The sequence below is a fragment of the Psychrobacillus soli genome, assembly GCF_006861775.1.
GTDB classification, from domain to species: domain Bacteria; phylum Bacillota; class Bacilli; order Bacillales_A; family Planococcaceae; genus Psychrobacillus; species Psychrobacillus soli.
In genome coordinates this window covers 1-26,484 of record NZ_VDGG01000053.1, presented here as the reverse complement: position 1 = coordinate 26,484, position 26,484 = coordinate 1, and the positions used below count along the sequence as shown (strand labels likewise).

Annotated in this window: 17 protein-coding genes; 13 read left to right on the top strand and 4 right to left on the bottom strand. The window is 37.3% G+C overall.

Features of this window, described 5'->3' with window-relative positions:
- Positions 1-361: 361 nt before the first annotated feature.
- Positions 362-1,792 carry an NAD-dependent succinate-semialdehyde dehydrogenase gene (locus FG383_RS17975; RefSeq protein WP_142608782.1) on the bottom strand — a complete coding sequence of 477 codons (1,431 nt, stop codon included), beginning with the start codon at positions 1,790-1,792 and terminating at the stop codon, positions 362-364.
- A gap of 266 nt (positions 1,793-2,058) precedes the next feature.
- Between FG383_RS17975 and FG383_RS17970 the strand changes: the two genes are divergently transcribed.
- From FG383_RS17970 to FG383_RS17930, 9 genes are all read left to right on the top strand, one after another.
- Positions 2,059-3,054, top strand: coding sequence for a LacI family DNA-binding transcriptional regulator (locus tag FG383_RS17970; protein WP_142608781.1), 996 nt, complete (start codon positions 2,059-2,061; stop codon positions 3,052-3,054).
- 68 nt (positions 3,055-3,122) lie between these two features.
- A complete protein-coding gene (locus FG383_RS17965) occupies positions 3,123-4,343 on the top strand; it encodes a diphosphate--fructose-6-phosphate 1-phosphotransferase (protein WP_142608780.1) in 1,221 nt (406 codons plus the stop codon).
- A gap of 127 nt (positions 4,344-4,470) precedes the next feature.
- Complete coding sequence (locus FG383_RS17960) at positions 4,471-5,313, top strand: transketolase (RefSeq protein WP_246097053.1); 843 nt, start codon at positions 4,471-4,473, stop codon at positions 5,311-5,313.
- Positions 5,313-6,278 carry a transketolase family protein gene (locus FG383_RS17955; protein ID WP_142608778.1) on the top strand — a complete coding sequence of 322 codons (966 nt, stop codon included), beginning with the start codon at positions 5,313-5,315 and terminating at the stop codon, positions 6,276-6,278. The genes FG383_RS17960 and FG383_RS17955 overlap by 1 nt, the downstream gene beginning before the upstream one ends.
- Positions 6,279-6,433: 155 nt before the next feature.
- On the top strand, positions 6,434-7,444 hold the full coding sequence (locus FG383_RS17950) for a TRAP transporter substrate-binding protein (RefSeq protein WP_142608777.1): 1,011 nt from the start codon (positions 6,434-6,436) through the stop codon (positions 7,442-7,444).
- A gap of 223 nt (positions 7,445-7,667) precedes the next feature.
- On the top strand, positions 7,668-8,162 hold the full coding sequence (locus FG383_RS17945) for a TRAP transporter small permease (protein ID WP_142608776.1): 495 nt from the start codon (positions 7,668-7,670) through the stop codon (positions 8,160-8,162).
- Complete coding sequence (locus tag FG383_RS17940; protein ID WP_142608775.1) at positions 8,163-9,437, top strand: TRAP transporter large permease; 1,275 nt, start codon at positions 8,163-8,165, stop codon at positions 9,435-9,437. It abuts the gene before it with no gap.
- A 15-nt stretch (positions 9,438-9,452) separates the two neighbouring features.
- Positions 9,453-10,406 (top strand): 3-hydroxyacyl-CoA dehydrogenase NAD-binding domain-containing protein, encoded by a 954-nt coding sequence (locus FG383_RS17935; RefSeq protein ID WP_142608774.1) that lies wholly within the window; start codon positions 9,453-9,455, stop codon positions 10,404-10,406.
- 1 nt (position 10,407) lies between these two features.
- Positions 10,408-11,589 (top strand): iron-containing alcohol dehydrogenase family protein, encoded by a 1,182-nt coding sequence (locus FG383_RS17930; RefSeq protein WP_185908003.1) that lies wholly within the window; start codon positions 10,408-10,410, stop codon positions 11,587-11,589.
- 39 nt (positions 11,590-11,628) lie between these two features.
- Here the strand turns inward: FG383_RS17930 and FG383_RS17925 are convergent, their stop codons facing one another.
- Together FG383_RS17925 and FG383_RS17920 are read right to left on the bottom strand one after the other, a co-directional pair.
- Positions 11,629-13,152: a solute symporter family protein gene (locus tag FG383_RS17925; RefSeq protein WP_142608772.1), complete on the bottom strand. Its 1,524-nt coding sequence runs from the start codon at positions 13,150-13,152 to the stop codon at positions 11,629-11,631.
- Positions 13,149-13,556 (bottom strand): DUF485 domain-containing protein, encoded by a 408-nt coding sequence (locus tag FG383_RS17920; RefSeq protein WP_142608771.1) that lies wholly within the window; start codon positions 13,554-13,556, stop codon positions 13,149-13,151. The genes FG383_RS17925 and FG383_RS17920 overlap by 4 nt, the downstream gene beginning before the upstream one ends.
- Before the next feature lie 312 nt (positions 13,557-13,868).
- Here FG383_RS17920 and FG383_RS17915 point away from each other — a divergent pair, with 312 nt between their 5' ends.
- Positions 13,869-17,684: a DEAD/DEAH box helicase gene (locus FG383_RS17915; protein ID WP_185908002.1), complete on the top strand. Its 3,816-nt coding sequence runs from the start codon at positions 13,869-13,871 to the stop codon at positions 17,682-17,684.
- Positions 17,685-17,703: 19 nt separating this feature from the next.
- A complete protein-coding gene (locus tag FG383_RS17910) occupies positions 17,704-18,465 on the top strand; it encodes a hypothetical protein (protein ID WP_142608769.1) in 762 nt (253 codons plus the stop codon).
- A 49-nt stretch (positions 18,466-18,514) separates the two neighbouring features.
- Here the strand turns inward: FG383_RS17910 and FG383_RS17905 are convergent, their stop codons facing one another.
- Positions 18,515-19,315 carry a S1C family serine protease gene (locus FG383_RS17905; protein WP_142608768.1) on the bottom strand — a complete coding sequence of 267 codons (801 nt, stop codon included), beginning with the start codon at positions 19,313-19,315 and terminating at the stop codon, positions 18,515-18,517.
- Between the two features lie 724 nt (positions 19,316-20,039).
- Here FG383_RS17905 and FG383_RS17900 point away from each other — a divergent pair.
- Together FG383_RS17900 and FG383_RS21400 are read left to right on the top strand one after the other, a co-directional pair.
- Positions 20,040-24,461, top strand: coding sequence for a S8 family peptidase (locus FG383_RS17900; RefSeq protein ID WP_142608767.1), 4,422 nt, complete (start codon positions 20,040-20,042; stop codon positions 24,459-24,461).
- A 185-nt stretch (positions 24,462-24,646) separates the two neighbouring features.
- Positions 24,647-26,110, top strand: coding sequence for a hypothetical protein (locus FG383_RS21400; protein WP_246097052.1), 1,464 nt, complete (start codon positions 24,647-24,649; stop codon positions 26,108-26,110).
- Positions 26,111-26,484: the final 374 nt, after the last annotated feature.

Sequence of the window (26,484 nt, the reverse complement as noted above, 5' to 3'; positions counted from 1 at the left end):
GCTTTCTGAATAGAACTGGTTGCTTTCAATGACCAATTAGTTGCTCTTCGCCATTTACTGGCTTTACACATAAGAAAAAACTGTATAAAATTTTGTTTTTTTACGAGCCGAAGCTGATAAGTAAGCCATTTCCGTTGATTTTCGCTGTAGGCGACGACTCCTGCCGGATGAGTGGGCAAATGAGACATCCCTACGACGCCTAAGCGGCGGGGGTGGCTCATCGCTCACCCGGCGGAAAGTGTTCGACTGCAGTGAAAATCCTAGCGGTCACCTAATAGCTCTTTTACCACGCAGTATCCCTATACGCTCCTACAAGGCACCGAAAAACAAGACACACCAAAAGACTAGTTATGTTTTTTAATTATTCCATTCCAATTGAAATGAATTTTACTTCTAAAAATTCTTCGATGCCCCAAAGTCCACCTTCACGACCTAATCCACTTTCTTTAAATCCACCAAATGGGGCTTGTGCTGTCGAAGGTACACCATCATTTAGTCCAACAATTCCATATTCTAATTTCTCAGAAATATGGATTGCTTCTGATAGTTTTTCAGAAAATACATAGGCAGCTAAACCAAATGGCGTATCATTTGCTCGGCTAATCACTTCTTCTACTGTTTTATATGTTGTAATTGGTGCAAGGGGTCCAAATGTTTCTTCATACATACATTCCATATCGTCGGTTACATTAACCAGGACAGTTGGTGTTAAGAAGAAACCGTTTGAATTTGTAATTTCTTCTCCACCAGTAATAACTTTAGCGCCTTTATTCACAGCATCTGCTAACTGGGATTTCACTTTATCGACTGCATGTTGGTCAATTAAAGGTCCAATATGAATGCCCTCTTCCAGACCATTACCGACTTTCAGTTTCTGTACTTCATCTTTAAATATATTAGTAAATTCCTGTTCAACACTTTCGTGAACATAAATACGATTAGCACATACGCATGTTTGACCAGCATTTCGAAACTTCGATTTAATTAAATGTTCAGCAGCTAATTTCAAATTTGCGTTTTCCGTAACGATAAAAGGTGCATGCCCGCCAAGCTCTAATGATAGTTTTTTTACATTATGGGAAGCTTGTGCCATTAATTTTTTTCCAACTTCTGTTGAACCGGTAAATGTAATTTTACGAATTCTACTATCATTCATCCATTCTCCAACGATTGCACTTGAGTTACCAGTTACTAGATTAAGTACGCCTTTTGGGATGCCTGCTTCATGTGCTAATTCAATTAATTTTATTGCAGTTAACGGTGTTAAAGAAGCTGGTTTTATTACTGCTGTACATCCTGCTGCTAGTGCTGGCGCTACTTTTCGTGTAATCATTGCAGCTGGGAAATTCCAAGGTGTAATAGCTGCAATCACCCCAACTGGCTGTTTTGTAACGAGTAAGCGCTTAACCACGCTTGAAGAGGGAAGTGTTTGACCATAAATACGTTTTCCTTCTTCTGCGTACCAGGAAATAAAGCTATTTGCATAATCGACTTCACCAATCGCTTCTGCTAATGGTTTACCTTGTTCTTTTGTCATAATTTCCCCAATAATTTCTTTGTTCTGATCAACTAAATGAAACCATTTATATAATAAATCTGAACGTTGACCAGCAGTTAATGCAGACCATAATTCCAATGCTGCAAAGGCAGCGTCAGTAGCCAATAAGGCTTCTTTTTCGTTACCGTTTGGTATGCTTCCGACCGTTTCTTGTGTAGCGGGGTTTATAACGTCAATTTGATCAATGGTTGTAACTGCTTCGCCATTAATAATCATATGTCCTTTTATAGTCATTAATAGTTCCTCCTCTGAATATTTAAAATATATTGATTAATTAAGATTATAGATAGCAAAAAGAAAAAAAGTCAATGTGAAAATATTTGTAATAATGAATTGTTAATAAGATTGACTTGTATAATATGCTATTATAGCTAACTATTAGAGATAGAAACTTATTCTAAGAAGTTTATGGGAAATAAAGTATTTACGTTTACTCAACAAATGAACTAAACTGTGAAACTGAGGGTAAGCATTAAAACTAATCTATGAGGAGAATTGTTATGAAAGTCAATATTTACGATGTTGCTAAGGCAGCCAATGTCTCAATTGCTACGGTATCCAAAGTTATTAATAATACCGGTCGAATAAGCGATAAGACTAAAAAAAAGGTGAACGATATCATTAAAGAGTTGGATTACAAACCAAGTTTAATCGCCTCTGCTTTAATGGGCAAAAATACTCGAACGATAGGATTTATCCTTCCAGATTTAGCAAACCCGTTCTTTTCGGAGTTGGCTAGATACATAGAAGATAAAGCCAATGAATATGATTATAATGTTGTAATTTGCAGCACAGATTATTTAAAAGAAAAAGAGGATATGTATATTTCCTTATTGATGCAAAAAAATGTGGATGGCTTTATTTTAGCTTCTGGTTTTGAACATTTTGAAACGGTTCAAAAATTAATGGATGAGGAGGTACCAGTCGTAATTGTAGCTAGAAACTATCCTGAAGTACCAGTCAATTTAGTAGCCATTCATGATTATGAAGCAGGGTATCAAGCAACTTCATTCTTAATTCAACAAGGACATCAAAGAATTTCGATTATTGCTAGGGATATTTGGAGTAATAGAGAAAGGTTTAGAGGTTACTCCGATGCAATGAAAGATCATCAATTACCCATTCCATTGGAAATTTATTACGCAAAAGAATCTACGATTCAAGCAGGACATGATAGCTTGCAACAAATAATGCAAGAATCAAAAATAGCTCCTACAGCTATTTTTGCTTGTAATGATATGATGGCGGTAGGAGCAATTAAAGCGAGTCAGAAAATGGGTTTAGTTGTTCCAGATGATATATCTGTGATAGGTTTTGATGATACGCTCATAGCTCAAATCATTAATCCGGCTTTAACCACAATTGCTCAACCTAAAAAAAAGATAGCTAATGAAGCAGTGAATTTACTTATGAGTGCAATAGATGGTGATACCCAAAACCATACGATTATTCTAAAAACGGAATTAATTGAAAGGGACAGTGTAAAAAAAATTTAAAATTATGGTTGAAAATTCGGAAAAATTGATTTATATTAATTTGCAGGAAGGTTAAGCGCTTAACTTGAGTGGAGGTGATTATTATTTTAAAAGGAAATGCCGTTATTATCCAATCCGGAGGACCGACAGCTGTTATAAACAGTTCTTTGGTGGGGATTGTAGAGGCAATTTTGGAATTTAATAACCCAAATATGAAGATTTTCGGAGCAAAGGGTGGATTGAAAGGGTTATTGAATAATTCTTTAGTGCGTTTGGATACTTTGACGAAAGAAAAACTAAGGTCAATTAAATATACTCCCGGTGCTATGCTTGGAACATGTCGTTTAAAAATAGAGGAATTTCATCTGCGTAAAATAATTGGAATATTTAAAGCATTCAATATTACCCATTGTTTTTATATAGGTGGAAATGGATCTATGTATATTGCGGAGCAAATAAGTATTTACGCAAGGGAATTAAATTACCCACTTTGTACTATTGGTATTCCTAAATCAATAGATAATGATTTGGATAAAATTGATCACTCTCCTGGATATGCGAGTGCTGCGAAATTTTTAGTAGCATGTACGGAAGATATTACACTGGATATCGTCAGTTACGAGTCGCCTAAAAAGGTGACGATTATGGAAACCATGGGACGTAATACAGGGTGGCTGGCAGCTTCATGCTCGCTAGCGGAACAGAAATCTTCAAATTGCAAACAATTAATATATATCCCAGAGAGCCCGTTTAGTTTGAGTAATTGTCTTGAAGTTATTGAGCATAATTATAATAATAATTATCATACTTTACTAATTGTTTCAGAGGGAATAAGAGATGAGCAGGATGAGCTCATTATATCAAAAACGTTACAACTTGATAGTTTAAATAGACCAAAGTTGGGCGGGGTATCCTGGTTTTTAAAAGACGAAATTGATAACAATTTAAATATTGGAACTCGCTGTATAGACACGAGTATTTGGCAACGAAGTAGTTCTAGATACATTTCTTTAACTGATGTGAACGAAGCATATAATTTAGGGTACAGAGCATGGCAAGTAGCACTAAATAATGGAAACAGTGTAATGGTTACAATTTCTAGAACAAATACATCAGAATATAACGTTGTATATAGTTCAGTTCCTTTAAGTAAAGTCGTTGGAATTGAGAAAAAGGTTCCGATACATTGGTATGACGAGCAAAAAAAGGCAATGAAAGAAGAATTTCTAGATTATATTAACCCATTAGTAAAAGGCGATATCATTAAGCCTGAATTTGACTTAGAACAGCAGCATATCAGTATTTTATGATATTTGGTTGTGATTTGAGGTTGAGCTTATAAATGAATAGGGTGTAAATAAATTCAACGTGTACTGGAATTTATTTTTTTCCTAATTTGGTTAAGCGCTTTCTTTAGAGATAATGAGGAGGATTTATATGTCAAGTAACAATACATTGTTAGAAGAAAAATCGAAAGCTGCTCGAAAAAGTTTATTAAAGGTTGTTCACCATGCCGGCGCTGGTCACATTGGAGGTCCACTATCGGCAATTGATGTATTAACAGCACTTTACTTTAAAGAAATGAATGTTGAACCAACTAATCCATATAAAGTTGATCGTGACCGCTTTGTTTTGTCAAAGGGGCATTCAGCTATAGGGTTATATGCTGTACTAGCAGAAAAAGGTTATCTTGATCAAAAGGAACTATACACTTTTGACTCTTTAGATTCAAGGTTACAAGGCCATCCAGATATGAAAATATTACCTGGGATTGAAATGTCGACAGGATCTCTAGGTCAAGGTATTTCGGCAGCGGTTGGAATGGCACTAGGTGCGAAAGTACAAGATCAATCATTTAGAACCTATTGCATGATTGGTGATGGCGAGTCCCAAGAAGGGCAAGTATGGGAAGCTGCATTTATAGCCTCAAAATACGAGTTAGATAATCTTGTAGTTATTTTAGATTACAATAAACTTCAACAATATGGTTGGGTAGGAACAAATACCGAGCGAGCTGTTCCAAATGACTTGGTAGAAGAAAAATGGGAGTCCTTTGGTTGGAATGTTATTCGAATAGATGGGCACTCATTTGAAGACATTTTGGAGGGCTTTAGACAGGCGAAGTTAGTAAAACAAAAACCGACGATACTTATTGCAGATACAGTAAAGGGTAAAGGAATTAGTTTCATGGAAAATAATTATTTATGGCATTCTAGAATCCCTACAGACGAAGAATTATCATTGGCATTAAAAGAATTAGACGAAAGTGGTGACTTATAATGCAAGCTTCCCAACTTAAAACGGCATCCATGCGTGACAGTTTTAGTGAAACACTTTATCAGTTAGCTGTAAACGATCCTAGAGTTTTTGTATTGGACGGAGACTTGGCTACTTCAACTAAAATTGAAAAGGTAGCGAAAGAATGTCCACAAAAGTTTTTACAGATGGGTATAGCAGAACAAAATATGTTAAGTGTTGCTGCCGGTTTAGCAACAACTGGACTTCAGCCATGGGCAGTTACCTTTGCAGCATTCATGTCAAAGCGTGCTTTAGACCAAATTCAAGTGCAAATTGCACAACCAAAATTAAATGTAAAAATGATTGGCGCTTATAGTGGATTGTTGACAGGGGTAACAGGAAAAACACATCAGGCGTTAGAGGATATTGCAATCTTTAGAAGTTTAGCTAATATGACGGTTTTAGCACCAGCAGATTCAGTTGAAACAGCTAAAATGATGGAATGGGCAAATCAATATGATGGACCAGTATATATTCGATTAGCTCGAGATAATTATCCTATCCTATTCGATGATTCATATGTTTTCAAACCAAATAAAGGAGTTGTTCTAAACGAGGGAACGGACTTAACGATTATCTCTACTGGAACTGCGACAAGTCGTGCTCTTGAAGCCGCGAAAATATTAAAACAAAACAATATATCATCTGCGGTAGTTCATTTACCTTCTATAAAACCAATCGATCAAGAACTAATTATCGAAATGGCTGTAAAAACGAAAGCGATTGTTACTGTAGAAGAACATAGTATTTATGGAGGCTTAGGTGGTGCGATAGCAGAAATATTAGCAGCAAATGCACCAACTCCTATTGAATTTGTAGGTGTTAAAGATCGTAATTCAGAATCTGCAAGTAACGAAGCTTTATTGGAGAAATATGAAATTTCTACAAAATATATTGTTGAAGCGGGGCAACGAGTTAATTTAAGAAAAAATAGTGATTTTAATTGAAACTTGGAAAGACATAAATTGCTTATCCGCCAACGAAATTCTGATTTTTTAAAATTATATAAACATCATATAATTACCGTCTAAAGAAAATATTTTAAGGCAGATGTTATCTGTTTCAAGATATAAAATTGATTCACAAATATGGAGGGGTATGGATGAAGAAATTTTTAGTATTAATGATTGCTTTAATGGTCGCTTTTATAGCCGGCTGTAGTTCAAAAGAGGGTGAAGCGAAAGAAGATGTAGGAAATAATGGTGATAAAATAGTATTGGATTTAAGTATCCCAGAACCTGAAGATGCAAAATTCGGGCTGACGGCGACGGCATTCAAAGAAGAATTAGAAACATTAACAGATGGTAAAATGACCGTAAAAATTCATGGGAACAACTCCCTTGGTGGTGAACGTGAAGTGTTTGAACTAATGGGTCTAGGTTCTGTAGACATGGCTATTCAATCCGCGGGACCTATGGGGAACTGGGTTCCGGAATTTAACATTTTTGACTTGCCATTTCTGTTTGATAATACAGATCACGTTTATAGTGTTTTGGACGGTGCAATTGGTGAAGAATTGAATGGAAAGTTTGAAACTGCAACAAATGTCAAAATTTTAGGCTGGGTTGAAAACGGTTTCGTAGCAACTACATCAAATAACATTATCAATTCTGTAGAAGACGTTAAGAAAATGAAAATCCGTGTTCAGGAAAATGAGATTCAAATTGATACATGGAAAGCATATGGTGCAGAGCCAACTCCGATGGCATGGACGGAAGTATTTACAGGCTTGCAACAAGGGGTAATTGATGGACATTCGAACTCAGCTGCTACTATTAAGTCTTCTAAAATTTACGAAGTCCAAGACTATGTAGCAGAAATTGAAGACCGTTTTAGTGCAGCACCAATTTCAATAAGTACAGCAACTTTCGATCGTTTAACTGAAGAACAACAAACAGCTATATTAAAAGCAGCAGAAGTAGCAGAAGTAAAAGGTAGAGAATTTAACAAACAAAAAGTGGAAGAGGCATTAGAATTTCTACAATCTGAAGGAATTACAATTACATCTCCTGATAAAGAGTCTTTTAAAGCTAGTGCGGAAAGTGTTTATACTAAATGGGCACCAAAGCTTGGCGAAGAGCTTATCGACAAAATTCGTAATACACCTTATTAAACCATTCTAACTTTTACCAAAGCGAGCTCAAATTATTTTGATCTCGCTTATAGGTAAATCAATTACAGTCTATATAAAATATTTCTTCCGTGAATTTTGAAAGCACTTACATTTTCAAGTGAAATCTCTTTCTATGCAAATAAAAAAATGATTTTCATTTGAAGATAATTCAATTAGCAATAAACGAGAGTATTTTATAAATACATAAGGGGTGTGGTGAATTTTGGAATCTATTTTGAGAACTTATTTACGTTTTGTTGATCGATTAAACAAAGTAATGGGCTATATATTAACTCTTTTATTGGCCATTATGACAGCACTTATTTTTTGGCAAGTGTTCTCACGTTTTGTTGTTGGTTCTTCTTTATCTTGGTCAGAGGAATTATCTAGATTTTTAATGATTTTTATGATTATGATTGGTGCTTCTATTGCCTTAAGACATAATGAACTAATTGCAATTGAAATTTTATTAGAGAAAGTGGAGAATTTATCTAAAAAAGTGGTTGTCATTACTATTCACATTATATCAATTGTATTTTTTGTCATCTTAATTAAATATGGTTATTCCATGGCGCAAAGTTTTAGTAACCAACTTGCACCGGGATTAGGTTTATCTATGAAGTACATTTACTTAGCGTTACCGCTTGGTGGAATATTACTGTTATTAAATTCCTTAGCTTGTATAGTGGAAGAAATCATTGGGAAGGGGGAGAAATAAGTGTTAATTGCATTCTTTATTTCATTGTTTGTACTCATGTTTTTAGGAGTACCAATAGCAGTATCACTAGGTTTGTCGACGGTTTTAGGGATATTTCTTCATGAAACCCTTCCAATGGAAATTGTTCCTCAGAGAATTTTTGTTTCACTAAATTCGTTTCCGCTAATGGCTATTCCATTCTTTATATTAGCTGGGAACATTATGGGTATTGGTAGTATGTCTAAAAGACTTGTTAATTTTGCTAGTTCACTAGTAGGGCACTTCTCAGGTGGACTTGCTATGGTAGCAATTGTAACGTCTATGTTTTTTGCTGCAATTTCTGGCTCGGGGGCTGCAACTACTGCTGCGATTGGTTCCATCTTAATACCGGCGATGATCGCTAAAGGCTACAAAATTGAGTATGCCGCAGCCAATCAAGCAGTAGCTGGTGCTTTAGGGATTATTATACCGCCGAGTATTGCTATGATTCTTTATGGAGTTGCAGCAGAGGTATCTATAGGTGATCTATTTATAGCAGGAATTATTCCTGGGTTGCTAATTACTTTTTCTTTATTAGTTAGTGCAATTATTATTGCAAAAAGAAATGGTTATGTAGGGGAAGAAAAACAGAGTTTCCCTAGTGTACTAAAAGCTTTTAAGGAAGCGATATTGGCCATCTTAATGCCACTTATTGTATTGGGTGGGATTTACACGGGTGTCTTCACTCCAACGGAAGCTTCGGTAGTAGCTGTTGTGTATTCTCTAGTTGTAGGTATGTTTATATATAGAGATATTACGCCACAACAGTTAGGAAAAGTGTTAAAGGATAGTGCAGTAAATAGTTCCGTTATTATGTTTGTAATTGGTGCAGCTGGCTTATTTGGGTTTTTTATCGGCATTAATAGCGTTCCGGATATGATCTACGAATCGATTTCATCATTAGTTTCAAGTAAATATGCGTTCTTATTCCTTGTTAACATCATATTATTTGTTGCAGGTATGTTTTTAGAAGGTGGCGCAGCAATTCTAATTTTAGTTCCATTATTACTAGGCACTGCAGTTAACTTAGGAATAGATCCTGTCCATTTCGGGGTTATTATGGTATGTAATCTAGCTATTGGATTAGTAACGCCGCCTGTAGGAATTGATTTATTTGTAGTTTCCAAATTAACCAATGTTAGTATTATGCGAATTGCCAAGTATGCAATACCGCTAATTTTAATATTAATTTTAGATGTACTCATCATTACTTATGTACCGATATTATCTACTTGGTTACCTTCATTATTGAAATAAAGAGATGATTTTATAATGGAAGGAATGAAGGAATTGTGTGCCTTTAATAGATTAGCAGTCATTGGTGCTGGAACGATGGGATTGGATATTGCCAAGTTGTTCATTACGAAAGAATGCCAAGTGGTTTTAATTGATAAAGAGCGAGATACCCTTGAAAAAATTGAGTTGTTTGTAAGGCAAAACTGGACAGAGGAAGAATGTTCAAGATTAGTAATTCAAACAGATCTTCAACGATTAAATGACGTTTCACTTATTGTGGAAGCCATTCCTGAAAATGAGCGATTAAAAAAGAAGCTATACAAAGAAATAGAAGAGCAGTTATCTAGCGAAGTGGTTATAGCAACAAATACTTCTGGAATACCAATTAATCAGTTGTCTAGTGAATTGAAATATCCTAATCGATTTATTGGCATGCATTTCTATATGCCAGCAAATTTGATACCAATTGTGGAGGTAATAAAGGGAAATGAAACCTCCACTTTAGTAGTTCAAGCAATTACTGATTGGTTAAAAGGATTGGGGAAAATTCCAGTTGTTATTAATAAAGATATACCAGGTTTTATAGGAAACAGATTACAACATGCAATGGCAAGAGAAGCGATATCCTTATTAGAAAAGGATGTTGCCTCGGCAGAAGATATTGATGTAGTAGCGCAATATGCTCTTGGCATACGTTTATTATTAAATGGTCCTTTTGCACAAAGAGATTTAAATGGATTAGACATACATCTTGACGCAGCTAGTTATTTATATAAGGAACTAGATAATCGGACGGAACCGTCGAAACTACTCCAAGAAAAAGTAGCTGATGGAGACCTAGGTGTCAAAACTGGCAAAGGATTTTATGAGTGGGCGCTCCCTTCAAAAGAAATTCGAAAGCAAAATAGTCAAGACTTAGAATCATTAGTTCAATGGATGGAAAATAACAATCTAATTGGATTTAAGCATTCAAAAAGGAAGGAAGGCTAATTTGGAACTTCACACGTCTAATTTTAATAGTTTATTGGCAACAAATTTGATTTTCGGTGAAGATTGCGTTAATAAGAGCTTACCACTTATTATTCAAGAACAAGGTTGTTCGAAAATTTTTATTGCTACAGATCCAGGAATAGTGTCCTCCGGTATTTTAGATAAAGTGATTGATATATTAGAGGACAATAACATTACATTTGAGATATTTTCAGATGTAGAGACGAACCCGTTAGATTCCACTGTTATGGAAGGTATGGGAGTTTACGTAAAAGGTAATTGTGAACTAATTATCGCATTAGGTGGGGGAAGTGCGATGGATTTTGCTAAAGGGGTGAGTGCAGTAGTTGGTAATGGCGGACATATTCTAGATTATAGAAGAGGAAAAGAAACATTACACAAGAAGTGTCCAACTATTATTGCAATACCAACAACTGTTGGGACGGGGTCTGAAGTTACTCCTGTGTCTGTCATTACCGATCCACAAGCAAAAAGAAAATACATTATTGCTTCCCCATATATTCAACCACGATATGCAATGGTGGATCCAACTTTAACATATACATTACCGGCACATATTGTTGCCTCTACTGGTATGGACGCACTAGTTCATGCAATAGAATCGTATACATCGAATGCAGCAAATCCTTTTTCTGAAAGCTTTTCTATGCAAGCAATGAAAATGTTAGTGAACAATTTACCATCTAGCTATAGGAACAATGAAGATCGTGAGGCACGTGCACAAGTACATTTAGCAAGTACGTTAGCTGGTTTTGCCTTTAACTATGGAAAGCTAGGTATCGTGCATTCTTGCTCACATCCGATGTCCGCTAGATATGGCGTTCCACATGGCGTAGCAAATGCTGTTATTTTACCTTACGTTTTAGAATTTAACAAAGTAACTAATATAGAGAAGTTTGCCGAAATAGCTAGACTTTTTGATTCAACTCTTATAGGTACTGATGATAAAGAAGCGGCAAGTCAAGTTTCAAATGTTGTGCATAAATTCAATGCAGAGCTAAACATTCCTTCCACCTTCAAGCATTTAAACATCAATTTTACGCATCCAATGATTGAAGAACTAGCAAAAGATGCAATGGATGATGTTGGGACTTTTCCATTTAATCCAAGAAAAGCGAACATGAATGATATCGTTTCAATCTATCAAAAAGTATTCGTATAGTAAAAAAAAGCGAAGGGCTATGAAACCCTTCGCTTATGTTTATTTCAACCCAATATTCGCTTTAACATCCACTTCCGCATATTTCTTCTGATCCGCACGTGATCCAACAAGTGTCCCTATCCAACCACCGATAAAACCAGCTGGAACCGAGATTATTGCAGGGTTCGTTAGAGGGAACAATGCTTCTCCTGTAAAGAATAGAGAGCCATCTGCAGCCCACACGTTTGGACTTAATAAAACAAGCACTAATGCGGATACAAGACCAGTAACAATGGCAGTCACTGCGCCAGTTGTATTGAAGTTCTTCCAATAAATCGTATAAATGATTACCGGTAAATTGGCACTAGCTGCAATACAGAAAGCTAGTGAAACTAAGAACGCAACGTTCATCGTTTGTGCACCTAAAGCAAGAAGAATAGAAAATACAGAAACCCCAATAGAAGCCAGACGTGCAGCTTTCATTTGTTCTTTTTCCGTTGCTTTACCTTTTTTGATAATTTGCCCATATAAATCATGTGCAAATGCGGAAGCCCCAGATAACACTAGTCCCGCTACTACGGCTAAAATAGTTGCAAAGGCAACTGCTGAAACGAAAGACATAAGTAAGTCGCCACCTAAAGCTTGTGCAAGCAAAGGGGCTGCCATATTGCCAGCTGGATTTGCCGCAATAATAGCCTCTGAACCTACGAATGCTGCAGCACCAAATCCTAAGAAAATAGTAAGTATATAGAAAATACCTACAATCCATGTTGCGTAGACTACTGAGCTGCGAGCAGTTTTAGCATCCTTTACCGTAAAGAAACGCATTAAAATATGCGGTAAACCAGCTGTTCCCAGTACTAGTGCAATCATCATGGATAATGTATCTAAACCATTCGTATATTTTACACCGGGATGTAAGTATGCTTCCCCGTGAGCTGTAATAGACTTCATTTCTGTAAACATACCAAAAATATTAAAGTTAAATCTCCATAATACAAGGAAAGAGATAATAACAGTACCAACCATTAGTAACACGGCTTTAATAATTTGTACCCAACTTGTGGCAGCCATTCCTCCCCATAACACATAAATCGTCATCATAATCCCAACAAGTAAAACGGCGATCCAATAATCGATTCCTAATAATAATTGAATAAGTGCACCTGCACCAACAAGCTGTGCAATCATATAAAATAAAACAATCGTTAACGTACTAATAGCCGCTGCAGCACGAATCTTTTTTTGATCGAAGCGAGCCATAATCATGTCAGCTAATGTATAGCGTCCTAAGTTTCGAAGTGGCTCTGCAACGATATACAACACAACTAAGTAAGCTACTAAATAACCAATACTATAGAAGAAACCATCGAAACCAAAAAGCGCAATAGCGCCGGCTATTCCCAAGAAAGATGCGGCAGATAAATAGTCGCCTGCAATAGCAATTCCATTTTGCCAGCCGGATAAACCACCACCAGCTGTATAGAACTCACTAGCAGAGTTTGTGCGTTTAGAGGCGATATATGTTACGAATAATGTTAATGCGACAATTCCTACAAAGAATGATAATCCTAGTGCATTCATTTAAAGCCACCAGCCTTTTCCTTTTCGATAATTTCTTCCGCCTCACGATCATATCCATTTGCTTTGCGGACATAAATCATACATAATGTCCATGTCATGATGAAAAGTGCGATGGAGTAAACCCATACCCATGCGACATCACCAAATGCATTTCTGTTTAATATGGTTGTGTAAGAAGTTAAAATAGGTAACATAATATAGCATAATAAGAAAAATATAGAGACCGGTAAAATAAATTTTCTTTTTTTCGTTTTTAACGACTGAAACTCTGTACTTTCTGCAATAGCGACATAATTCGGTGTAGTAGATACTTCAGGATTAGTATGTACTATTTCATCTTCTGAAAAAGCTTTATCCTTCTGTGTAGCCGTTGGACTGAAATCGCTTTCCAGTTTTTTCGCCATTTTCCATTCCCCCTACAAAATTTAATGTTATTTCCGAATATTCCGTTCTATTCTAAGATGTAAATTAATGATATTAGAATATTAATAGGATATCAACTAGAAATTCACAAAATGTTCAAATTTATAATTATTCTCCTAATTACTACTAATGTAAGAGCTTCTAAATTCATTCGTTTTCATAGTATTGTCAGTTCTTTTTTGCTCATTTAGGGGTATAATAAAACTATTACAGAGTACCCGATTTTTTAAAAATCGAGATGGGTACTCTTTTGTTTTGTTAATCGTTCACCCTTTTAGAAAGGAGGCATGTGCATGAGACAAGTGTCAATCCCAGTAACAACAATGCGCTGTAATCTAATGGTGACGAATAAAGCACGCAGTGGAATCCAGGAATGGGCTGCTGATGAACATGCCTTTTTTAGAATGCAACCATCTTTTAAAGTGCATATAGAAAAACGTCCAGTGAATACTCATGGAAATACACCAGTTTCGCTTTATTTTGATAATATTTCGAACGATGCTTTAGCAGAAAAATTAGAAGGTCGAGTTGGGGTTATGGATTGTGTACTTCAATCGGACGGATTACTCGCGACTAACTTTTATGTACGAGGCACAAGAGTTCCGGTAAAGACAAATAGACGTCTTTCCGTGGATTTGCATTTTGTTACAGCTCGTAGTAATGGAGCAGGAATGCCGATTCAATTACATACGAGCATACGAGAATTACCCGTTGCGGAAGAAAGATCGGAGTACGTAAAAAAACGAATTTCTAGCTGGGAAGGGTATTTGAAAATACAAGAACGCAATGCCGATATTGCGGATATAACGTCAACTTTATCAAAATTCGTTTTCAATGAAGATTTCACTAGACTGACGCTTATCGGGAGTAATGTAAAAGAAAATGAATGGAATAAATTAAAAGGACTTAGTACTTCTATTAAAGGCTTTCAAAACGATATAGGAGAAGTGTTAAAAGTAGATCGAGCAAAGAAAACAATAGAGATTGAGATGAAACCGAGATTTCAAGAAATGGCAAGAAGAAATCAGTGGAACCCGAAATGGAAAGAAGTAGTGTTTAGCAACTTCTCCACACTTAGCCAGATCCGGAGACTTCGAAAAGGATTTGAAGATTTACAAAACGGTCTTGCTGCAAATGCTAATTTAGAAAATATTTTATTTGAAAAACGTCCAGTTATACAAATAGCAAGTAAGCAAAAGGAATTAGAATTTCATAATCAGTTAAACCAGTTTCAACAAGAAGCGGTTATTGGAGCGATGTCTGCAGAGGATTTATATGTCATACAAGGTCCACCGGGAACAGGGAAAACTACCGTAATTTCTGAAATCTGTCAGCAGAATGCAAAAGCAGGACTCAAGACGCTAGTTGCTTCCCAATCGAATCTAGCTGTTGATAATGCACTTAGTCGACTACTCTCCAATAAGGACATTCGCATATTACGGTTTGGCCGAACAGAAAGCATTGAAGAAGAAGGAAAAAGATTTATCGAAGAAAATGTTGGTCAGTATTGGAAAGATCAAACATTAAACGCTTTGCAAGAAGAAATCAGTAGCCATCCGCTAAAAGATAAACAATTAATAGAAGAAATCGCCCTTTATAAAGAACAGACAGTATCTCTTGGGCAGCAAGTTGCTCTATTAAAAGAAAAAATAGAACGAAAACAACGGGCTCAAATTGAATTCGAAGAAAGAATGAAGGAAATTAAAGAGCTGAAAAAAAGTTTAATCCAACTAAAAAAAGAACGAGAAGAACTAGATAAGAATCATGCCCATTTGAAACAAATAACAGACGAATACTCCAGTGAAATCGAACAGATGGAACAATTTATCGAGGCTAATCCTACTAATGAAGCGTTATTAGAAAAGGTAGAACGACTTCAATTGGAAATCGCCCAAACTAGACAACAATTAAATTACCAACAGACATTGCAAGAAAGCAGAAATGTGGAAGGATTACTAGCTGAAACAAGGCATGCATATCAAGTTGCACAATCTAAAGTCAATCGTTTGGAACAATTTTCAAGTGAACTACATTCCATTTCTAAAATTGACTTGCTCAGAATTCGTATGAACGATTATGAAATCGCCCCTTCCTATATGTTAGAGCAACAAATAACTAATTTGGACAAGCTTATTGAAACTATAATATCTTTTACTGAGTGGGAAGAATTAAATAAACGCCTACTATCTGCAATTGGATACATAGAAGGTTTATTAAAAAAGAATCATGTTTCGCTTGAGACTGTAAAAAGTCATGTAAATAGTAGTGGAGTAGTATTTGACTCTACCTATTCTGTAAAAGAAATTCATCAGTTTATTGACAGTATGAAACGCCTGTTAACTTCGGGATCAGCTAATATAGAGCGATTAGAAGTCTATTTAGAAGGCTTAAATGTAAGAAGGAAATTCGTCTGGAAGCAAGGAGCCATATTACAAAAAGCTAAATCCGATTCGGCTAACTTATTCATTTCGATTAAAGCTGAACTTACTGAGCAGGTAAAACAAGACAAACGAATGATCGAACAATCGACAAATGAAAGGAAGAGTAAAGGGATTATCCAAAATGAAGAACTGCAAAAGCTGCAAAAAAAAGTGGCGGAACTACACAGTCAAATAGGCAGTTCTGATAATATTCCTGATTTACAACAGCTTCAAATACAATTGCAAGAAAAAGAAAGCGCCATGCTTGAATCGAATAAAGTAAAAGATACACTTGCGCAAAATACTACTCAACTGGAAGTGAAGAAGGGCGAATTCAAAGTTTCAAGCGAACAGCTGGAGGAAGTTTTAAAGCAACTAGAACAAAATAAGCAGGAAACGAAACAAGTGAATTCGGAAGGACTAGAGCAAGAAAAACATTTAAAATCTTTAGAAGAGTTGTTAAAACAAAATCCTGAAGAAGCACGTGAAAAAGCGTTAGTAGAAATGGCTGAATTGGAAGAAAAAATAAAGGCTACTGAGCAAGCAAAAGAACGTTTACCAATAAAACAGTCTCTTCAAAGTGAATGGTTTACGATGCTTTCAGAAGCAAATGATCATGACTTAGATGAAATACGAAAACTGTATGTACGACATGCAAACGTTATTGGAACAACATGTGTAGCGTCTGCACGAAAAGAATTTATGGACAATTATCCTACTTTTGACGTTGTTATTATCGATGAAGTATCAAAAGCGACACCACCAGAGCTATTACTACCAATGTTAAAAGGAAAGAAAATCATTTTAGTTGGAGATCATCATCAACTGCCACCGCTTGTTGGGGAAGATACACTAGAAGAAACGCTTCAAGCTATTTTAGAAGAAAGTGACAGCTTTGAAGAAAAAGATGAATTGAAGAAGCTCTTGAAAGAGTCTTTGTTTGAACGACTATTTAAAAACTTACCGAAGACAAATAAAACAATGCTAGCTATTCAATATCGAATGCATGCAAACATTATGGAAACGATCACTCCATTTTATGAGGAAGAAAATTATCGCCTGCAATGTGGGTTAGTAGACTCCGATGCTATGCGTGATCATTCACTCGATTCGCATTATGTGAAACGGCAAGATCATCTGTTGTGGCTGGATATGCCAAATGAAAAGCAGTATTTTGAAGAACGAATGAAAAATGGAAAAAGCCGTTTTAACCAGGCGGAGCTCGATACAATAAGAGAAGTATTAATTGACTTAAATAGAGCTACAGAAACTGCTAAAAAAGAGGGTAGAATAGCAAAAGAGGAGCGAAAAAGTATCGGGGTCATAAGTTTTTACGGAGAACAAGTGAAGCGAATAGACCGATTAATACAACAAGAAACTAACTTTCAACATTTAAACTTCCGAACAGGAACAGTTGATAAGTTCCAAGGAATGGAAATGGACGTCATCATATTAAGTATGGTCCGGAACAATCAAGATAAGAGCGGCGATATTGGATTCGCCAATGACTATAGACGATTGAATGTTGCGCTATCACGAGCAAGAGAATTGCTCGTTTTAGTTGGAAGTGCCAATATGTTCACTACACGTGCGAAACATAAAGATTCTAGAGATATGTATAGTCGATTACTTCATACCGTCAAAAAACAGAATGGTTACCGAGACCACCGTGGTCAGAAGAAAAAGTAACATAGAGGTATAAAATAATATGAAAAATTTGGAGAAACGCTTAAAAAATGAACTACAACAAAACAATAAAGTGAAAATCTTGCATTCCTCTAGATGGAGTTTGCCGATTCATTCTATAGAAGTTGAATACAAACCCGTGAAAAGGACGAAAATGGATGTTCTCATGAAAATGATGCTCATTGCATTTCAAAAAGCAGAAATTGCAGAAGCGGCGCAATTAAGTGAGCTGTTACTTGTGGAGCAGCTTTTCGTAGAGGATTTAATCAACATTATGAGCAGAACTCGTTTAATAGAGAAAAAAGATGGATTATTTGTATTAACATCTAAGGGAAATCAACAGCTTGAAGATGGAATTTTTGAAGAGGAACAAGATATGGAATCACAGATTGTTTTATACAGCACTACTCACGAAGCATTTTTACCCGGGGATATCAAGCCTGCCATGGACGGGGAGGCAGAGCTTACAACTTTTAGATATGTAAAAGAAGATTATTTGGATGCAGAGCTTTCTTTTGAGCATGAGCAAGTGATCGATGCACTTCAAACTAAGGGTGTAGAAACGGCTGAAGGGGATGAACAAGTAGTTATATCCGAGATTCAGTCGACGACAGATCTGTATGTCGATGATATTCCATGCTTTGAATTTATTCTTCATAATAAAGAGGAGAATATTTTCTACGCCCGTGTCTGGAATACATTGCTTGAAAGATGGGATGAAGTAGTGGAAAACAAGGTGAATGAAAAAGAGCGTTTAGCTTGGCGAGAAAAATATTTGCTGTAGTACATGAATGCGCAGGTAGAAAATGGACCATTTCTACCTGCGTTTTTATTTATTCCAAAGAGGTATTTTCCTTGTAATACTCCTCAATTGGCACAAAGAGACCAACTCTTCCGTGCTCTTTATGATCCATTGTGGCAAATACGACGCCAATTACTTGACCTTCATTATTTAAAACAGGGCTGCCACTATTTCCACGATAAACTGGTGCTTCCATCATCATAACAGGTACATCCCAATCACTTAGCTGATAGTAATCAATAATTTTACCTTCGTTTGCAATGCCAGTGAAACTTAAAGGATTCCCGATAAACGTAATAGGATCTCCTTCTTCATAAGTTGGCCGTTCGGCAAGGTCAAGATATGGCAACTTTTCCCCTTCAATTTCTAAAACAGCAAGATCTACTGATGGATATGTATGTACAACGGTTGCTTTAAAACGCCCGTCCTCTGGAAACCCAACCGTTACCCTATCATTTCCTACAATGACATGATAGTTTGTTAAAATCGTTCCGTCGCCAGCTATCGAAAATCCGGTTCCTTTGCCATCGTCCGTTAACACGATAACGACCGACTTTTTATAGTGTGCAATATCTTCTTGTGCCGATAACCTTGCAGAAGTTTTAATAAACTCAATTGCAGGAATGGAATATATTTGAAAGATAACTGCAAATGTATTGACGAATAATACGGTTGCCATTATCCAAAATATCCATCTAGGAAAGCGATGCCTTGGTTTAGGATTGTTCTTGTTTTGTGCTTCTTTAGCCAGTGCTTCTTGTTGTGCCTCTAACACAAACTCGAGGAATTCTTCATCTACTTCTTCTTCCAAATTTCGTTCAGTTGAATTCATTCGATCACACTCCCATCGTTACATGTATTATACACAACTGAAAGAGTTCTAGGTTAAGCCGAGTGTCCGGTGCAGGTTTTGGCGCAATCTAGGACTGTGCAAAAACCACATATATTATAATTATTCTTTTTAATGACTATTTCTCCGCAAAAATTCATTCTAATAGTAGTGGTTAAAAATACACATTATTCATCTCTCTTAAAGTATTAAGTAATATAAAAAAATATAAAAATAACAAATATATAGTCTTAAGTGATTGGAAAAATGAACGAAAGTTAAATAGCCGAATTACCCTTATCTAGTTTAGTAGGTTTAATTAATTATTTTTCAAAAAAGTAACAAAATTGAACTTGCTTAACATAAAACTGTAATATTTTGTGAATACAGTAATATCAATAATTCCATGCATATTATACTTACTCTCATCTATAAATCTGAGTGACTTTTTAACTATTCAATAAAAGATATAAAATAGTATATAACTATTATTTTGGAATATTTGGATATCTGTCGACAAAAATAGACAAGACTTGCAGTTCGTTTCCTATATAGTGTTAATAACAACAAGAGATACACGAATGACACCATTGATTCTGTTTACCTAAATGACTGTTTGGGAAAGGGGGCGAAGGTGTTTTTGTTTGGTCTTTTTTAGATAATCTAAAAGACTATCAGCTTCTCACTAGGTACTAAAATCGTTGGAAAATTCAAAGGAGGAAAGAAAATGGGGAGGAAAAATAGTTCAACTAAAGCACTCAGTATTGCTGCATCTTTACTAATGACGTTTTCACTAATTGCGCCAAACGTAGTTAGTGCCGAAACGACCAGTAAGCTTCACCAATCTTTCAGAGATTCGAGCTCAAATTCGATTTCTGTAAAAGATAAGTTGAGCAGTCGGTTACTGGAAAACTTCAAAGAAGATGAAAAAGTAACATTCCTAATCAAATTCAAAGAAAAAACAGATTCAGAAGCAGTAGCAGCTGAAGCTCGCAAAGGTGCAGACGCTGCAAATTTATCAGCACATAATACGAAGCTCATTCAGCGCTCTGCTGTTGTATCCGAATTAAAGACAACTTCTCTTGAATCGCAACAATCAGTAAAACGATTCCTTGAACAGGAAGCAGCTAAGGGGAATGCTGAAGATATTACATCGTATTACATTGTGAATGGAATGGCAGTAACGGCAACTAAAGAGGTTGCTGAAAAAATTGCAACGTTCCCAGAAGTTGAAAAGGTTTTGCCAAATGAAACCCGTCAATTATTTGTAACCAAAACAGAAAACGCTGTGACACCTAAAGCAGAAGTTGCAAATATTGAGTGGAATATTGAGCGTGTGAAAGCTCCAGACGTTTGGGCAATGGGCATTGACGGAGCAGGAACAGTTGTAGCAAGCATTGATACGGGGGTTCAATGGGATCACCCAGCCTTAAAAGAAAAATACCGTGGTTACAATAAAGCAACTGGACAAGTTTCCCATGACTTTAACTGGTACGATGCAACGGCTGCTGGACGGGCTATACCATATGATGATATCGAACACGGTACGCACGTAACAGGAACAATGGTTGGAAGTGAACCAAATGGTGCAAACCAAATTGGTGTAGCGCCAGGAGCAAAATATATTGCAGTAAAAGCATTTACAGCAAACGGTGGGTCAGACACTGACCTACTAGAAGCCGCGCAGTGGATTTTAGCACCGACAGACGCAAATGGAAATGCACGTGTTGACATGGCTCCGGATGTTGTGAATAACTCTTGGGGTGGCGGTCCAGGTCTTGATGAATGGTATCGTGAAGTTGTAATAAACTGGCGCGCGGCAGAAATTTTCCCTGAATTCTCTGCAGGAAACACGACGCTATCAAACCCAGGTGGAGCAGGATCTGTTGCAGCACCTGCAAATTATCCTGAAGCATTTGCCACGGGTGCAACTGACATTAATAACAAAGTGGGAAGTTTCTCACTTCGTGGACCTTCACCATACGCTGAAACTAAGCCAGATATCTCGGCACCGGGTGTGAACATCCGTTCATCCGTACCGGGTGGTAATTATGAAGGCGGCTGGAACGGTACATCTATGTCAGGACCAGCTGTATCTGGCGTAGCAGCACTTCTTCGCCAAGTAAACGCTAACTTGACGGTAGATGAAATGGAAGAAATTCTTCTTAATACAGCAAATCCATTGACTGATACTCAATACCCAACAACTCCTAATCATGGATACGGATATGGATTAGTGGATGCTTATGAGGCTGTATCTTCCATCATCACTGGACTAGGAACGTTAAAAGGACAAGTGACGCAGCAAGGAGACGATAATGAAGCTCCGGTATTCGAACATTCGGCTCCTCGCGAAACATACGCTGGCATGGATTTAGATTTAACAATTGCAGTTAGCGATAACATTAGTGTTGCTTCTGTCCTATTGAACTACAAAGACGCAAATGGTGCATGGCAATCAATCGAAGCCGGACACAAATCTGGTGATTACAAATCCGGTGAGTATGGAGTAGTGATTCCTGGTAATCTCATTACAGGTAACTCCTTCACGTACAAATGGACAATCAATGATTTTGGGAATAACGAAGTGAGCAGTGAAGAATACGTTGTACAAGTGAAGCCTGGCATAACGGTTGGGTACTCTGAAGATTTTGAATCAACACCTATTGGCTGGACTTCTTTTGGTGATGCTAATAGCTGGGAATGGGGCGTACCAACGTCAGGTCCAGGTAACGCTGCATCTGGTGAGAAAGTGTATGCAACAAACTTAGAAGGTAATTATGATAACCGCATGAACGCTACTTTAGTTATGCCTCCAATCGATTTGCCAGAAGGGAACTCCTATTTGCAGTTCAAACAATGGCATAGCTTTGAGCAATCTTCGACGGGAAGAGCTTGGGATTATGGTCATGTATTTGTTTCGACAGATCAAGTAGAGTGGACGCAATTACTAATGATTCAAGGCGCGTCAAACGGTTGGATTGATGCGGAAGTGGACCTGTCTGCTTATGCAGGGCAACGCATCTATCTTGGATTTAACGCATTTTCTGACGGAAGCGTTGTAAGAGAAGGGTGGTATATCGATGACGTAGCACTTGCTGGAGTTTCACAAACTGGCAAAGTAGCGAAAGGAAAAGAGAGCAACGGAAATAACACAACTAGCGGTAACAATATTAACGGAAATAACAAGGTGAATATCGGAAATGGTCAAGATAAACTTGCTAAAAAAGAATCTATTGACCCAACGACAATCCGCCCTGTATTACCAGTTAAAGAAGCACCACCAGTAGTAGAAAAAATTGCGAACCCAACACTTTTACCATTAGGTGCTCAAGTGAGTGTGCTTGAATCAGGACGCTCGGTTTATACAAACCCTGCTAATGGTTCTTATTCACTAACACACGGAGCAGGAACGTTCACAGTGAAAGCGGAAGCATATGGATTCACTTCTGAAGAACAATCCGTTTCAATTGAGGCGGATGGAACGACAACTGCGAACTTCACATTAGATGAAGTTGCACAAAATACAGTGAGTGGAACAATCACTGATCAATCGACAGGCGAAGGGGTTGCTGGGGCAACTCTGTTACTCGTGGAAGATGCAAATATCACACCTGTTGAAACAGATGCAGCGGGTAATTATTCACTTACTGCATATGAAGGTGATTACACGTTAAAAGTAATCGCTCGTGGCTACCATAGCCAAGAAGTAAGTATAGCAATTGGTTCGGAAGCAATCACACAAAATATTGCGCTTGAGCCGTTCTACACATACCCAGGTGGTGAAATCGGTTACGACGACGGAACTGCTGAAAATGCACGTGCTTTCAACGCTGCAGGTAATGCTTGGGCGGTGAAAATGTCTCTTCCAGAAGGGAAAGAAAATGGTATCGTAACCGATGGGGTATTCCGATTCTGGGATACGGAATGGCCGGTACCAGGTGGAACAGCATTTGCAGTGGAAGTATGGGATGCAACAGGAGCTGATGGGACACCAGGTAAAAAGCTTGCCGGTCCGATCGATGCGACAGCTCTACGTAATGGTGAATGGACTGTGGTAGATTTGACCGAACACAACATTGTGGTGAATGGCGATTTCTTCATGGTATACCGCCAAACGTTTGCAAATCCAAACACTCCAGGCCTTGCAACAGATGAGACCGGAACAAATGCAGGTAGAAGTTACCAAGGAGTTTCTGGCGCTTGGTCACCATCACCAACAGCTGAAGGGAACTATATGATCCGTGCTCGTGTGAGCTATGAAGTACACGGTCCAGTTATCACTGCACCAACAGCTGGCTTAGTCACAAATGAAGCATCTATTTCAATAGAAGGGACTGCATCACCAACTACTACGATTAAATTGAAACAAAATGGTGAATCTGCAGGATCTGTTGTCGTAGGTGCAGATGGGAAATTTACAATTCCAACTGAATTAACAGAAGGTGTAAATGAATTTACAGTAGTTTCCCTTCTAGATGATCGAGTAACAGGTGAATCTGCTCCTGTCACAGTCATTTTAGATACTTTAAAACCAGAACTTTCAATCGTTAGCCCGAAAGATGGCGACAAAACAAATCGTGAATCCGTAACAATAGAAGGAACTGTTGAAGATGCGAACCTTGACATTGTAAAGGTTAATGGACAAAATGCAGCAGTAGTCGATGGTAAGTACTCTAAACGAGTTCTTCTAGAAAATGGTGCAAACGAAATTAAAGTTGTTGCTAAAGATAAAGCGAATAATAGCGTTTCGAAAAAAATCACTGTTACAGCACAGTACGATGCGCCTGTAATTGAAAATGTAACACCAGCTGAAGATTTATATTTAGCTACAGGTAAAAGCGTTAAAATTGAATTTGACAGTACCCCAGGATTGAAAGCAACATTCGTTATCCATATGCCATTAACGAATGTAGGTGGTCAAGTTCAAAATGCTACTGAACTACCGATGATGGAACAAGCAAATGGTCATTACGTTGGATATTGGACAGTACCAGCAGAAACAGTAGCGAATGGAGCAGTTCTAGAAGTGAAAGTTGTAGACAGCTTTAACAACGAAACACGACAAAAAGCTGCAGGTAAACTGTACATCAATGTGCCAGCACCATCTGCACAACCATCTGTAGAAGAGTTACCCGAAATACCATAAGAATTACATGTAGAAAAACCAGTAGAATAATTTGGAAGTGGAATGAAATTAGATGCCAAAGAGAATACTTCTCTTTGGCATCTTTTTGTATGGAATGAGCTTCTAACATAAACTTCACAAACTATGATTAAAACCTATGTTTACCCGCATATGATAGTTAATAATGAATATAAATGGGGGATACAATGAGCGATTATGTAATCACGCTGCAGGATTTTTTGCCGCTTGGGGCCACTGTTCTAGAATTGCAACAACCCCAAAAGAGAGCGGCGATTCTGCTTGCTGATATTGATGGGGATCAACAGGATGAACTAATAGGCGCATATAGGTATGAAGAGAGGAATTATATTTTAATATTAAAAAAACATGATAGTCAGTGGCTACCTTTAAAACATATCGAGGGAAGGGGACATGGCATTTTTGATTTAAGAGTAGCACCAATTACGGAAAACTGGGTTAATACATTGATTGTCGGTTGGCAAATAGACAACATGCACGCGCAGCTAGATTTATTACAATGGACAAACGGTGGAATGTTAAGATTGCCAACAAATAATATCATTTATAGTAAATTGGAAGTAGAAGATATGCCTGATCAATTCGGCAAAGATGGCCAATATGAACTGGCTATTTGGATGCATGATACGGGAGATGCTTATAAAGTAGACGTTTATCGCTTTAGTGAAGGAGAGCTAGTGCGGGCAAAAGATGTGTATCCATATTATTTTAAAAAAGTGGCAGCTTACTACGAAAAATTATTGCAAACAAATGACTTTTCCTATTACTGGTATTATTTATCGGATGCACAGAGGAAGGCTGGAAATTTAGAACAAAATTTATCTTCCATTGATAAAGCTCTTTCGTTTCGTTCACCATATCCTTCAAAAGAACAGTTACTAGAAAAAAAGCAGCAAGTATTGAGTCGTTTAACACATGCTAGGACTAACGGTCAGACGGTCATCGACAAAAAAAGAGGGGATATTACCGGGGATAGTTTCCGGGAAACCGTTTACTTAACGGGAAGTATGACGGAAAGAAGTTCCTATTGGGAAGATATTACGTTAAATATTTTAAACAAGAAAGTAGATTTATATGAAGGATTTTCTTTAAAAGAAACTGTTGGTTATAATCCACGGTTATTCCTGGAAGATTTTACTGGTAATCAGTTGGATGACATATTAGTTGTTATCGATACCGGTGAAAGTGAATGCACAGTTAACGCATATTTGTTTACCTTTTTTGAAGGGGAAATGCGACAAGTATTTGATTCGGAAGAATATAATGCTACCACCGATTATAAAATTAATTATGAAGATCAATATAAAGTAACGATAGTTAGCTCCGTACCTCAAAAGAAGTATACATTAGATTTAATGTATAAAGATAAGGAATATTTAACGGAAATCTATGACGAAAATGGAATTTTGAAAGAGGCAATAGAAGGTTGGGTAGAACCCATCAGTGGGCTTTATCCAATTGATTTTTCAGGTGATGGTGTGTATGAACTTGTCGCGCTACAAGAAATTGCCGGAAGATATCAAGCAGAAGCTTTAGGATATGTGCAAAACATTTTGAAATGGGATGGACGGGAATTTGTAACAGAACGACAAAGTGTCATCATCTTTGGGGAAAAGGTAGATTTAAAATAAGTTGGAAGAGAAGAATTGCTACGAAGTCATTCGACAGGGGGCAGTTCTTTTCTTTCGCAATTAGGGATACTGTGTGGTAGTGCGTCGACTAGTGACCGCCGGGATTTTCACTGCAGTCGTACGCTTTCCACCGGGTAAGCGATGAGCCTTCACCGCCGCTTAGGCGGACGCCTGAGAAGTCTCATTGTGCTCACGAGGAACAAAGGCTAAGAGCGCCACATCGTGTGGCAACGCCTTCGTGACCAACATCCTGTTAGCCTCGGTAGGAGTCGGCGCCTGCAGTGAAAATCCACATAAATGGCTTACTTATCCGCGTAGACTCGTAAAAAACAAAATTTTATACAGTTTTTCGAATGTTTAAATCCAGTAAATGG